Source organism: Chryseobacterium sp. AG844 (genome assembly GCF_003182335.1).
GTDB lineage: Bacteria > Bacteroidota > Bacteroidia > Flavobacteriales > Weeksellaceae > Chryseobacterium > Chryseobacterium cupriresistens.
In genome coordinates, this window is the sequence record NZ_QGTV01000009.1 from 44,857 (window position 1) to 57,515 (window position 12,659).

A 12,659-nucleotide genomic window follows, 5' to 3' on the forward strand; every position below is an offset into this window, starting at 1 on the left:
TTAATTATTTAAAAACCACATCAGAAAATGAAAGTGGCGTCATCATGATGGTAACAAATATCGCAATTATTACCAAAGCCAGTTGTGTGATACGATACGTTTTTTCTCTTTCCTCTTCCTTCATTTCAAAGGTAAATTTTATTTTATCAGGTCTTCTGATAATCAGCCAGATAATGAAAAGAACAGCGAGGTTCATCAATACGGGAAATACAAGAAATATTTTACTCCCATAGCTGTCTTTCATACTTCCGTAACCGTGAATAATGATGGTTTCAGGTATTGAGCTGTACACACTGCACAAATACACAGAATAACAGATAATAATAACAAAAGGAATACAGAACAGCAGTCTTATATATTTGGGGATCATTTCAGTTTCTTTAAAGTTTTCTTCAGGTATTTTTCTACATTCTTTCTATCCGGAACCGTCGTAATTTCTTTAGTCAGCGCTTTTTCAAACTCCATTTTTGCCTTTGAATATTCTTTTTTGCTAAAATAATACTTTCCTGATTGATAATAGATCAGCCAGAAATCCGGATTCATAGCATGGTAGGAATGAATAAAATCATCCGTCAGCAGTATATTTTTATTACCTGCAGCCTCACTGATTTCTTTCCCGTACATTTTAGACAACTCATAGTTTTTGAATTCTTCAGAATCAGCAAATGGATCTCGTGGAATATTTAGACCTGATTTTGAAAGGTCATCAGGCTGTAATCCTTTGTCTGAAAAGATTTTGTTCAGATCATAGCAAACAAATTCTCCCAGCTGATAAGGATTGGAAGAAACCCAGACCAGTTTTTTCTGAGGCGAGAATATAACAGCATGGTGTGCCAGTAGCTGATTGAGTGCCTTTTCATTACCGTAACCGATGCTTTCATCTTTTAAACCGGATTTATTTCTTAAAATGCAAGCCATCTTTTCCGGTGTTATCTTCTTTTCTTTCTGTAAAAGCTCCTGAAGCCTTTCATAACGGTATTCAGAATGACTTTCCTCAATATGTTTCTGATTTCTTTTGTCATCTTTATAAGCTTCCGACTGAAAATGATTGGTACAAAGAACTATACTGGTATTCTGTACGTTATATACACCGAAATTCTTAGGCGAAACTTCAATGATTACCGCATTTTTGTCTGCAGCGCTTCCCACCAGAATAGATTCAGAAACAAATACTTTTCTTTTTTTAGCAATCACAATGGCTTCTTCTATATTTTTAGCATACTGTAAAATCTCTCTTGTAACAAGGGAAATCGGGGTTTTGGCTGTTAAAGGAATTTTTGATTTCCCCGCATTAATGGTCACGGTAATTCCTTCTTTATTCATTCCGGAAACTACTCCAATCATTCCCGGCCAGCTTACCGACATGTAAGGAATTCCTTCATCGGGTTGCACAAATTCTACCAATTTATTTTTAGCAAAATCGTCTCCCACATAAAAGTCGAAATTTCTTCCAATCAGCAAATCCCCATCTTCGGTGTTTTCGTTCCATACGGCAAGAGAAGTACAGCCCACCATGGCCAGATCCTGCATCGCATGTCCTATATCATGAGCTCCGTGCAGATAAAGGCTTCTTAAATATTTGGGAGCAATAAAATCATACTGATCCGAGGAATATTGTGACAAACCATATAATTCTGCCTGATAATCTTCTCTTACATTGAGGTACATTTTTCTGTTATACCATTTTAAAAAGCCTCTTAATATCCTTTGTCTGAATTTTGAAGGGACAAAACTTTCCACTTTTGAAAAGAAAATGTTTTCCTGCTTCTGCATTAAGCTTTGTGTCAATGCTCCATTATTATATCCTAATTGTAAAGGATTTCCTTTAATATAAAGTTCCCAGAGCTGTTGTTTATTTTTGGTAAGATAATTCTGATTATAGCTGAAAGTGCTGTCGTTGATTCTGGTAATTTTTGGAACCTCCAGAGCATATTGCTTTACCTCGGGAATATGCCGGATAGATTTTGATATTCCGCAGGATATGAGGAAAAAACAAAGAGTGAGATAAAGAAAGGTTCTTTGAACGGATCTATAAATGGTTTTAATTTTTTTCACTTTAGTTTTTATTAATCATTTGTGTCAACCGCATGTCTATCGTTTCTTTTCCAATAATCTCGGCACAGGTATTAAAGGCTCCGATCGTAACACCTAAGATACCATGCATATTCACGGATTGTCCCGTCAGAAAAAGATTGTCAATTTTCGTACGTGGGGAAACCATTGTTTTAAGAGGGTTCTCTGAACTTTTCATATATCCGTACATATTTCCTTCGAAGTTACCAATATAGTCCCTGTAAGACAAGGGAGAGGAAGTATAGAGTGTTTTAACAGCATGTCTTATATTGGGAATTTTCTTTTCCAGGGCATCAAGCATTTTTTCAGTCTTTTCAAGCTTAAACCTTTCATAAGCTTCTCCTCTTTCATGCTCATCCGCAACTGTATTGAATGTATTTTCCCATTCTTTAACCTCATCAAAATCCATATAAGAAATCGCGGTGAGGCTTTCTGCAAACTCAGGGTGATGTTTTGAAGGCGTAGATGAAAGCATATAGGTTTCCGGCCACGATTCTTTTTGGTATTGGGATGCATTCCAGACCTGATCTTCCGATGAATAGTGGTATCTGTTGTAATTGAAATTCGGAAGACTATGAGGTTTTAAAACCAGATAAATACTGAAACACGAAGAAACAGGCTTCCAGCTTAAAACCCTGTTCAGAAAGGATTTTTTCAGTCTTTCCTCGCCTATCAGTTTGATGGTGGAGCGTATTTCTATATTTGATATAAATTGTTTTGCCTCGTATTCTTTTCCTGCTTTCGTCTTTACAGAGGTCAGTGTATTATTTTCATTAAAAACAAATTCTGAAACTTCCGAGTGCTTGTGTACTTCGGCTCCATATTCCCGGAGTTTTCTGATTAAAAGTTTAGAGATCTGACTTCCTCCTTTCACACATTTGTAAGCACTTTGAATGTAAGAATTTACCGTCAGAGCATGTACATAAAAAGGAACATTTTCAGAATCCCCGGCATATAAAAAGTTGGACCCCAGCAAAACCGACTGCAGTTTTTTATTCTGGGTAACAGACTCAATGAATCTTTTAGTATTGAGGTGCAGGATTTCTTCGTTGTAACTGTCCTTTCCTACTACATGATATCTTGGAAACTGGCTGCATACATATTGAATTTCTTCACAGTAGTTTTCAAGGTTTTCTTTTTCTTCGGGGAAATATTTTGAAAGCTGTTCAACAAAATTCTGGTAGCCCTGTGCATGAGGATATTCTATTTCATCATCACCGAAACTGATTCTGTCATAGCCATCTTCATCCATCAGCTGAAGTTCAAGGTCATCCATGATTTCCAGATAGGAAAAAAACTGATTCAGGTTTTGCCCTTTGGATAAACCTCCCAGATAGTGGACTCCTGTATCGAAAATAAGCTTATTCCTTGAAAAAGTCTGAAGATTTCCGCCATATTGGTTATTTTTCTCGAGAACACATACTTTCAGACCTTCTTTCGCCAAAATAAGAGCCGAAACAAGACCTCCCAATCCACTGCCGATTACAAGTATGTCGTATGCTTTCTTCAAAAGAGAATGTGCTTTTAATAATTAAGAAACAGGGAATTTAAGATATTTAAAGTTTACTTTGGTAAAGTAAGCATAGAAATTTTATGGGTTCTCTTAAATCTCGGTAAATCTTAATGGTTTTTTAGTTTTTATTCGTTTTTCGGGATAAAAATAGAAAAATTAATCAACATCATCCCAAAAATCAAAATAATTAAACCATTGAAGCGGGTATTTTTTCACCATGGTTTCAAGATTCTGAACATAAGACTGTAAAAGTCCCTGTGAATCACGGTTTTTGATATTCTGTGCCACTCTTGCGTACAGATGGTAATGAAGATTATTCTCCTTCATCACATAGACATATACTACGGGAACGCCTAACCTTGAGGCGATCAAAAACGGGCCGGCCGGAAATTTTGCACTTTTACCCAGCAGTTCTGTTTCCAGATATTTGGAACCTTCAAAATAACGGTCTCCGGTAAAGCAGATGAGTTCATTATTAGACAAAGCCTGATTGATCTCAAAGATATGAGACATGTCCTCCTTCACGTAAATAAACTTGATATTACTCTTTTTTACCGCAACACTTTCCAGATATTCCTTGATCACGGTCACTTCCTGATCTGTTGTAACCAGATTGATCTGGCAGTCGAAGTCGATATCTGCAAAAAAGTGTTCCGCACTTTCAAAATTACCAATATGGGCACTGATGAGTACACCTCCTTTTTTAGCAGCTAAAAGATTTCTGAGGTTTTCAATACCATCAAATTCATAGGTATATTTTTCTCTGAGTCCGGCAGAAATCGCAGTTTTATCAATCAGAACTTTTCCGAAGGTAAAATAGCTTTTAAAGACAGAGATCTTGGACTTCCAGTATCCGTAGTTCAGTCTTTTCTGAAAATAATAGCGGATATACTGATTGCTCTTTTTCTGAAATAATGAATAATAAGCGGCTACAAAATACAGCACCCCGTATGAACTTCTGATCCCGATATTTCTAATACACCAGACAAATATTCTGTATCCGAGTACTGTCCCTTTAGATTTACCTTTCCACTTGTTCATAAATACAATTTATCAATATAACAGTATACCAATGTAACAATCGCCTTACACATCACCGGGATGCTGTTATGATCATTACATTGGTACATTTTATAGAATAAAGATTGACTCAATAACTACGCGTTTTTTTCAGCAATCTTATGTTCAATCGTTGTATAGAAATCATCAAATGTCACCATTTTTTTGAAATCTGCTTCTCCTAATTTCACGCCAAAATTGGATTCGATCACGACTACCATGTCGATATAATCTAAGCTGTCTAAGCCCAGTGTATTTTTAAGGTTGGCATCGTTACTGATTTCGTCTCCGTCTACCTCGAATTCGTTTACCAGAAAATCATTAACAATAGCAACAATTTTTTCCCTTTCCATGTTTTTAATCAAATTTTTTAACTATTAGTGCAGAATTGGTTCCCCCAAACCCAAAAGAATTCGACAAAAATACATCAATTTTTTGATTTTTTGTTTTTGCAACTAAATTTATCTTTTGTGCTTCATTATCAGGGTTTTCCAGATTGATATTGGGAGCAACAAAATCGTTCTGCATCATCAGAATGGAGTAGATCACTTCACTTGCACCTGCCATCCAGCACTCGTGTCCGGTCATGGATTTGGTAGAACTTACCGGAACTTCACTGCCGAAAATCTCATAGATGGCTTTCGCTTCGTTGGCATCACCAATTGGAGTAGAAGTTGCGTGAGCATTGATATAATCGATGTCTGAAGCTTTTAATCCTGACTGTTTTAAGGCTCTGTCCATTGCCAAAGCCGGTCCGTCTACATTAGGAGTTGAAATATGACCTCCGTTGGAAGAAAAACCATACCCGATAATCTCTGCAATAATCGGAGCGCCTCTTCTTTGGGCAGATTCCAAGCTTTCAACAATCAGACTGGCAGCTCCGCCGCTTGGAATCAATCCGTCTCTTTCTGCATCGAAAGGTCTGGATGCTTTTGCAGGCTCATCTTCTCTGGCTGAGAACACTCCCAATCCGTCAAAGCTCGCCATGGAATATTTGTTGGTTTCCTGAGCTCCGCCGCAGATAATCATATCCTGGAAACCATTTTTAATCATCATATAAGCCAGCCCTAAAGAATGAGAACCGCTTGCACATGCTGCGCTGATGGTAAGATTGATTCCTTTCAGTTTAAAAATCGTAGAAAGGTTCATCGTTACCGTTGAGTTCATTGATTTGAAGATCGCTCCCGATCCCATTAATGTTGTATCTTTCTTTTCCCTTGCAATATCGATAGATTCTACGACTGCCTGGGAAACACTGTCATTTCCGTATAAGATCCCCACTTCATGAGCATCTAAGAATTCTTCATCCAGATTCGCCTGTTTTAAAGCATCCAGGGTAGCAAGATAAGCATATTCGCTTTCTTCTCCCATACTGACACGCTGGCGTCTGTTTAAAAGATTTTTAAGATCAGGCTTCGGAACCACTCCTGTAAGGCCAGACCTGAAACCAAATTCTTTTCTGTCCTGATCTAAAACAATACCGGATTTTCCTTGATATAGGGATTCCCTGACCTCTTCTAAAGACGTCCCGATGCAGGAATAAATTCCCATTCCGGTAATTACAACCCTATTTTCCATGTTATGAATAAATTCCTCCGTTAATATTTATCACTTCTCCTGTTATGTAGGAAGATTTTTTAGATGCTAAAAATGCGACAAGATCCGCCACTTCTTCAGCTTCTCCGAATCTGTTGGCAGGAATCATTGCTTTAAGCTCATCTTCATTAAACTCCTGGGTCATATCCGTTTTGATGAAACCCGGTGCAACGGCATTTACCGTAACATTTCTTTTGGCAACTTCCTTAGCAAGAGCTTTTGTAGCTCCTACCAAAGCTCCTTTCGCAGCGGAATAATTCGTCTGCCCGGCTGTTCCTTTTACTCCGGATACGGAAACCATATTGATGATTCTTCCGTATTTATTACGAAGCAGCTTTTGAATAAAGAAATTGGTCACATTGAAAAATCCGTCCAGACTTGTATTGATCACACTGTTCCAGTCTTCCTTCTGCATCCACATAAAAAGACCGTCTCTTGTGATTCCGGCATTATTGACAATCACTTCTACCACAGCGTCAGGATTTTTCTCCTGCCACTCCGTTAAAACAGCTTGTGTTTCTTCGGTGTTTCCTACATCAAATTTAAGAATTTCTCCGGTAGCGCCCAACTCTTCCACTGTAGCCAACGTTTCTTTGGCTGCCGTTTCATTTGAAGCGTAGTTGATAAGGATGTGATAGTTTTTCTCTTCAGCCAGTTTTATACAGATTGCCCTCCCGATTCCTCTGGAGCCACCTGTTACAATTGCACATTTCATGCGTTAGTGTTTATATCGTTTTTAGTTTTTTAAGTTGATGCTGGAAGCCTTTTTTAAAAGACAATTGATGGCAACCAATAGTTACATTCCTTTCAGATATTTCTTTACTTCTTCCAGATACGGATACATGACCATATCATCTGAGAAAGCAGGAATAATTTTTCTGATATCATCATACAGTTCTTTTGTAGAGGATGAAACCTTATCCTGGAATCCAAGATATTCCACAGCCTGAATGATGGTAATCGCTTCAATGGCCAAAACTTCAAAGGCATTTTCAATGACTTTTCTGCAAATTACAGCAGCGTTTGTTCCCATACTAACGATATCCTGATTATCGTTATTATTCGGAATACTATGAACATACATAGAGTTTGACAGCATCTGGCTTTCTGCCGTAGTAGAAGTTGCCGTAAACTGTACTCCCTGCATTCCGAAATTGAAACCTAATTTACCTAAATTGACAAAAGGAGGCAAAATTTCATTGATTTTCGCATTCAGAAGATAGTTTAACTGTCTTTCTGCAAGCATGGTCAGTTTTGTCACCACGATTTTAAGCTTGTCCATTTCCAGAGAAATATAATCTCCATGGAAGTTTCCTCCATGGTAAACATGCTGGTCTTCAACATTGATAATCGGGTTATCATTCGCTGAATTGATCTCATTTTCAAGAACTTTCTCCGTATATTCCAATGTATCCAATACCGGACCTAAAATCTGAGGAACACATCGTAAAGAATAATACTCCTGAACTTTTTCCTTGAATACTTTTTCCTGCTCTTCAAAATGAGTATAAAGATGCTCTTCTCTTTTTCTGATCAGCTTACTGTCTGCCAGATGAGCACGCATTCTTTCTGCCACTTTTTGCTGCCCATAATGTCTTTTGGTTCCGTTCAACGCTTCTGACAGGTGATCATCATAAGCCTGTACAATCTCATTGATCGCACAGGAAAGCCTAAGGGAAATATCAATAAGCTGATTCGCTTTATAAGCATTCACAATACCAATTCCTGACATTACGGAAGTTCCGTTCATTAAAGCAAGTCCTTCACGGATCTCTACTTTGATCGGTTCTAAGCCTTCTGTTTCAAAAACCTCTTTGGTAGATTTTCTTTCTCCATTGTAAAAAACTTCTCCTTCTCCAATCAATACCAAAGCCAGGTGAGCCAGCTGAACAAGGTCGCCACTTGCTCCTACTCCTCCATGTTCAAAGATCAATGGAGTAATATCTCTGTTGATCAGTTCCTGAAGAAGATAGATAACAGACTGATGCACTCCTGAATTCCCTAATGATAAGGTATTCAATCTTGCCAGCATACACGCTTTTACTTCTTCCGCAGGTAAAGGATTTCCAATTCCTGAAGAATGGCTTCTGATCAGGTTATACTGAAGCTGGTGGGTGTCTTCATCACTGATTTTAAACTGAGCCATGGGCCCAAAACCGGTGTTCACACCATATATTACTTTATTTTTTGAAAACTCTTTTAAAAACTGAAAACTTTTATCCACTCTTGATAAAAGTGATTCATCCAGTTCTATTTTTTCATTCTCAATGATAATTTTTTGAAAGTCTTTCAGTTCTAAAAAGTTATTTATTTTCATCAATTAAAAGTAATAGTTGATAATTTTGTAAAATATTAATTATTTGTCACTAATTTTGCGGCAAAGATAAAAGTTATTATTAAAATAAAAAATCAAAGATGAGCAAAGAATTTGTTGACGTTCTTGTAATCGGAGCCGGACCCTCCGGATGCGTGTCTTCTTCATACCTGAAGAACAATAACGTCAGCGTAAAAGTAGTTGAAAAAACAAAATTCCCCAGACTCGTAGTTGGAGAAAGCTTAATTCCAAGGGTAATGGACCACTTTGAGGAGGCCGGACTTTTCCCTGCATTAGACAAAATGGGCTTTGAAAAAAAGCTTGGGGCTCGTTTCCTTCGTGGTGAGGAAGTCTGCATTTTTGATTTCAGCAACAAATTCGGGGAAGGCTGGGACTGGACCTGGCAGGTTCCAAGAGCTGATTTTGATAATACGCTTGCTCAGGAAGTCATTAACAAAGGAATTGATCTTGAGTTTGAAACTGAAGTGATAGATATCAAATTTGACGGAACAGATTCTATAACTACGGTAAGAAACAAGGATGGAGAAACAAAAGAGATCCACGCCAAATTTGTTATCGATTCCAGTGGATACGGGAGAGTTTTACCTCGCCTGCTTGATCTTGAAAAACCTTCAAAACTTTCCCCTCACTCTGCCATTTTCTCTCATGTAAACGATATCAACAGAGAACCTGGAGAGGAAGGAACTTTGATTTCTTTTGACATTATTGAAACCGAAGTATGGCTTTGGGTAATTCCTTTTTCCAACGGAAACACAAGTTTAGGAATTGTAGGCCCTACTGAATATATCGACAAATTATCTGAAAACGGAGATACAACGGAAGCTTTAAGAAAAGCGATTTCTCTCTCTGAATATTATGTAAAACGTTTTGGAAATGTAGATTTCCTTTTTGAACCTAAACATCTGAAAGATTATTCATGTTCAGTAAAAAGTTTATTCGGAGACGGATTTGCTTTAACAGGAAATGCCTCTGAATTCCTTGATCCGGTTTTTTCTTCAGGAATGGCTTTTGCCACAGAATCCGGAATGCTGGCCGCAAAACTGGCGCTAAGACAATTAAACGGAGAAAAAATCGACTGGCAGAGGGAATACACAGATTATATTTTATACGGAGTAGATGTTTTCACCACGTACGTGAAAGAATGGTATACCGGAAATCTTCAGGAGCTATTCTTCCATCAGCCGGAAAATCCGGACGTCAAGAAAAAGATCTGTGCTGTTTTAGCAGGCTATGTCTGGAATAAAGACAATCCTTTTGTGAGAAAGCACGATACGGTAATTAAAAACCTTGCGAACCTGATCAAGCTGGAGAAACAGGAGCAGCAAAATCAAGCATAATAAAAACGGTCTGAATTTTTTCAGACCGTTTTTGTTTATTTTATAACTTCTTTGATTTCCTTTCCCAATTTTTTTCCGGTAACTTCATAGGCCGCAGCTATTCTTCCGTATTCCCATGCAAATTCTTTATTCATTTGCTTGCCTCCTATTTTATCTGCTTGTAATCTCATCACTACTTTCGAAGGATCATCAGTTTCTACAAACTTCATATCTGCTGTTAATTTTGCTTCCTGAGAACCTATCATTCCGCCATACCAGCCGGCATAAATCCATTTGGCATCAATAATCAGCGTGTATTTTGTCTTTGCATCCTTTTTGAAAACTACTTTTTTGGATTTCCCATTTATGCCTTTAAGGAAATAGTCCAAATATTCGGAATTTTTAAACTGTCCCCACTGATAAATCCAGTTTTTCCATACAGCTTCGCTTTTTTTGGCTGTAATATCCGCTTTCCTGTTTTCCAGGTATTGAGCTTCAGTCATGTTTTTCTCCTGATAGACTGCATTATCAAACACCAACTGAACATTCACTTCGTTTTGATCTTTTAAAAAATCAAAATTTCCGGATTCAACTTTAATTTGATTTTGAGCAAAAGCTACCACTCCAATTGCCATGAACAGCAATAATAATAATTTTCTCATATTTTTTAAATTAGTTTTTATTAAGCGCCCAAAGATATTTACTTTTATTGATAAGTAACAGAAAAAAACAGTCTGAAAGTTCAGACCGTTTTGTACAAAATTATTTCAATTTATCTTCTTTTTTTATCTTAGCATCTTCTGCCATCATTTTTGTATGATCTTCTGTCATTTTTGTATGCTCCCGTATCAGTTCTTCATCCTCTTTCATCATTTGATCATGATCAGCTTTCAATTGATTGATGTCAAAATTTTCAGTTGCATGCTTTCTCTCCAATTCATCATGCTTTTTTATAATTTCAGAATGCCTGGTAAGCAGGTCTGCATGCTGCTGCAGAATATCCTTATGCAAAGCTTCAATTTTGTTATGCTCACTGGTAGCAGGTTCATTCTGCAGGTGATGAATACCGGTAAAAGCAGCATGTTCTTTTTCCATTACCGAATGAGCTGTTTCTAATTTACTATGATCAGATTTCAATTTAGCATGTGCTGCCGAGAGTTCTTTTTCAAGTTCAGTACCTGATTTTTTACATGATACTAATACAAGGCCTACAGTTAAGCCGGCCATCAGAATTAAATTCTTTTTCATTTTTTTTATGTTTAATTCTGATAAAATTACTAATTAAGACTCTAAATAACAGTTTTTCGTAAAAAAGACATTTTATTGATCTAGTAAGAAAAAATCCGGCTAATTTAAGCCGGAATAAGTGTAAAATAAAAAGAATAATATTAATTTTTAAGAAAAGTAGATCAGCGTAAATCAATAAAATTAATCGGTTTTCTGCTGTTTGGATTAAAAACTGCTTTAGAAAGAATATCAAAATTGATGATTTCAATTTTAGGACTTACTCTCAATTTTGCACGGAAGTGGTCTCTTACTTCATTGACAAACCCTTCATGATCTGCTTCTGTACTAAGTTTAATGATAATCTCATCAAGTCCGATTTCGTTGGCCTGAATCACAATCTGGTAGCATAAGATATTATTAAAATCATTCAAAATATCATTCATAGCAGGAGGATACAGCGTTGTCCCTTTGTATTTGATCATCTGCTGCTTTCTTCCTACAACAGGACCTAATCTCATTGTATTTCTTCCACACTGGCATGGCTCATAGTGGGCTTTTACAAGATCTCCGGTTTTAAATCTCAATAAAGGAATAGCTTCAACACCCAATGTTGTAATGGTCAATTCGCCACTTTCTCCTTCTTTTACAGGATTTCCTTCATCATCCAGAATTTCTGTAATAATCAGTTCCGGATGGTGATGTCCTCCGATCTGGAATTCACATTCTGTAAAGGCAGTGCTCATTTCTGTAGAAGCATAGGTGGAAAAGAGTTTGATGTCCCATTTTTCTTTGATTTTCTGTGAAAGAATATTATCTGTAAAATCCTGATTTTTGATACTTTCTCCAATGCAAACAGCACCGTAAACACCGGAATTTTTATAATCCAGTCCATGTTTTTCCGCATAATCAATCATTTTCAACAGAAAAGAAGGAACAGTGATCAGATATCTGGGTTTGTATCTGAAGATAGAATCCCATTGCAGTTCAGGAATTCCCGGTCCCATTCTTACTACGCTGGCACCCATTTTCCGTAAGCCCAAAAAGTAGGCAAGTCCAGCCATAAATCTTTTATCTATGGTGGTGATCATCTGCACAACATCTCCTTTCTGAATTCCTGCACAGGCAAAAGATATCGCTTCATTGTATGCCAGCCTTTCCAGATCACTGTCGGACAATCCGAAAGTCACCGGATCTCCCAATGTTCCGGAAGTGGTGCTGTAATCCACAATTTTATCCGGTGTTATGCAGAAAAAATCATGATTGTACTGCTGAAGATCATTCTTTGTGGTGGTAGGAATCTTCTGAAGATCTTCCAAAGTACGAATATCCTCAATAGTAATATTATTTTCTTTGAACAGTTTCTGATAAAACGGCGAATGAGTTTCAAGATAGATCAAAAGTTCACGAAGTTTTTCTTCCTGAAATATTTTGATTTCCTGAATCCCTGCTTTCTCGATTGACGGATGAAATTCCAATGATTTTAATTTTTAAAAAGCAAATTTATCTAATTAAAATTAAAAGATTTAAAGATTCAAGTATT

General features: G+C 37.1%; 12 protein-coding genes. 1 reads left to right on the forward strand and 11 read right to left on the reverse strand.

Annotated features, from left to right (window positions below):
- Nucleotides 1-4: 4 nt before the first annotated feature.
- The 8 genes from DEU40_RS10840 to hutH all read right to left on the reverse strand — a co-directional run bounded on the left by DEU40_RS10840 (nucleotide 5) and on the right by hutH (nucleotide 8,558).
- Nucleotides 5-370 carry a hypothetical protein gene (locus tag DEU40_RS10840; RefSeq protein WP_110009853.1) on the reverse strand — a complete coding sequence of 122 codons (366 nt, stop codon included), beginning with the start codon at nucleotides 368-370 and terminating at the stop codon, nucleotides 5-7.
- Nucleotides 367-2,055 (reverse strand): C45 family autoproteolytic acyltransferase/hydolase, encoded by a 1,689-nt coding sequence (locus tag DEU40_RS10845; RefSeq protein WP_110009854.1) that lies wholly within the window; start codon nucleotides 2,053-2,055, stop codon nucleotides 367-369. The genes DEU40_RS10840 and DEU40_RS10845 overlap by 4 nt, the downstream gene beginning before the upstream one ends.
- A 1-nt stretch (nucleotide 2,056) precedes the next feature.
- A complete protein-coding gene (locus tag DEU40_RS10850; RefSeq protein WP_110009855.1) occupies nucleotides 2,057-3,583 on the reverse strand; it encodes a phytoene desaturase family protein in 1,527 nt (508 codons plus the stop codon).
- Between the two features lie 159 nt (nucleotides 3,584-3,742).
- A complete protein-coding gene (locus tag DEU40_RS10855; RefSeq protein WP_110009856.1) occupies nucleotides 3,743-4,627 on the reverse strand; it encodes a lipid A biosynthesis acyltransferase in 885 nt (294 codons plus the stop codon).
- Between the two features lie 116 nt (nucleotides 4,628-4,743).
- Nucleotides 4,744-4,998, reverse strand: a complete 255-nt coding sequence (locus DEU40_RS10860; protein WP_034692469.1) for an acyl carrier protein — start codon at nucleotides 4,996-4,998, stop codon at nucleotides 4,744-4,746.
- Nucleotides 4,999-5,002: 4 nt separating this feature from the next.
- Nucleotides 5,003-6,223: a beta-ketoacyl-[acyl-carrier-protein] synthase family protein gene (locus tag DEU40_RS10865; RefSeq protein ID WP_062675965.1), complete on the reverse strand. Its 1,221-nt coding sequence runs from the start codon at nucleotides 6,221-6,223 to the stop codon at nucleotides 5,003-5,005.
- 1 nt (nucleotide 6,224) lies between these two features.
- Nucleotides 6,225-6,956: a 3-oxoacyl-ACP reductase FabG gene (fabG, locus tag DEU40_RS10870; protein WP_110009857.1), complete on the reverse strand. Its 732-nt coding sequence runs from the start codon at nucleotides 6,954-6,956 to the stop codon at nucleotides 6,225-6,227.
- 81 nt (nucleotides 6,957-7,037) lie between these two features.
- Complete coding sequence (gene hutH / locus DEU40_RS10875; protein ID WP_171006264.1) at nucleotides 7,038-8,558, reverse strand: histidine ammonia-lyase; 1,521 nt, start codon at nucleotides 8,556-8,558, stop codon at nucleotides 7,038-7,040.
- Between the two features lie 98 nt (nucleotides 8,559-8,656).
- On the opposite strand from hutH, the gene DEU40_RS10880 reads away from it, so the two are divergent.
- The gene (locus tag DEU40_RS10880; protein ID WP_110009859.1) at nucleotides 8,657-9,913 is read left to right on the forward strand and encodes an NAD(P)/FAD-dependent oxidoreductase; all 1,257 of its coding nucleotides are present in this window, start codon (nucleotides 8,657-8,659) and stop codon (nucleotides 9,911-9,913) included.
- Nucleotides 9,914-9,948: 35 nt separating this feature from the next.
- Here DEU40_RS10880 and DEU40_RS10885 read toward each other — a convergent pair whose 3' ends face one another.
- The 3 genes from DEU40_RS10885 to DEU40_RS10895 all read right to left on the reverse strand — a co-directional run bounded on the left by DEU40_RS10885 (nucleotide 9,949) and on the right by DEU40_RS10895 (nucleotide 12,594).
- Nucleotides 9,949-10,554, reverse strand: coding sequence for a hypothetical protein (locus DEU40_RS10885; protein WP_110009860.1), 606 nt, complete (start codon nucleotides 10,552-10,554; stop codon nucleotides 9,949-9,951).
- A 100-nt stretch (nucleotides 10,555-10,654) separates the two neighbouring features.
- A complete protein-coding gene (locus DEU40_RS10890) occupies nucleotides 10,655-11,140 on the reverse strand; it encodes a hypothetical protein (protein WP_110009861.1) in 486 nt (161 codons plus the stop codon).
- Nucleotides 11,141-11,301: 161 nt separating this feature from the next.
- Nucleotides 11,302-12,594, reverse strand: coding sequence for a phenylacetate--CoA ligase family protein (locus tag DEU40_RS10895; protein WP_110009862.1), 1,293 nt, complete (start codon nucleotides 12,592-12,594; stop codon nucleotides 11,302-11,304).
- Nucleotides 12,595-12,659: the final 65 nt, after the last annotated feature.

What these genes read in the sequence shown, in the direction of transcription:
- DEU40_RS10840 (WP_110009853.1), bottom strand. Translation starts at nt 370, where the DNA reads ATGATCCCCAAATATATAAGACTGCTGTTCTGTATTCCTTTTGTTATT.
- DEU40_RS10855 (WP_110009856.1), bottom strand. Translation starts at nt 4,627, where the DNA reads ATGAACAAGTGGAAAGGTAAATCTAAAGGGACAGTACTCGGATACAGA.
- DEU40_RS10860 (WP_034692469.1), bottom strand. Translation starts at nt 4,998, where the DNA reads ATGGAAAGGGAAAAAATTGTTGCTATTGTTAATGATTTTCTGGTAAAC.
- DEU40_RS10865 (WP_062675965.1), bottom strand. Translation starts at nt 6,223, where the DNA reads ATGGAAAATAGGGTTGTAATTACCGGAATGGGAATTTATTCCTGCATC.
- fabG (WP_110009857.1), bottom strand. Translation starts at nt 6,956, where the DNA reads ATGAAATGTGCAATTGTAACAGGTGGCTCCAGAGGAATCGGGAGGGCA.
- hutH (WP_171006264.1), bottom strand. Translation starts at nt 8,558, where the DNA reads ATGAAAATAAATAACTTTTTAGAACTGAAAGACTTTCAAAAAATTATC.
- DEU40_RS10880 (WP_110009859.1), top strand. Translation starts at nt 8,657, where the DNA reads ATGAGCAAAGAATTTGTTGACGTTCTTGTAATCGGAGCCGGACCCTCC.
- DEU40_RS10885 (WP_110009860.1), bottom strand. Translation starts at nt 10,554, where the DNA reads ATGAGAAAATTATTATTATTGCTGTTCATGGCAATTGGAGTGGTAGCT.
- DEU40_RS10890 (WP_110009861.1), bottom strand. Translation starts at nt 11,140, where the DNA reads ATGAAAAAGAATTTAATTCTGATGGCCGGCTTAACTGTAGGCCTTGTA.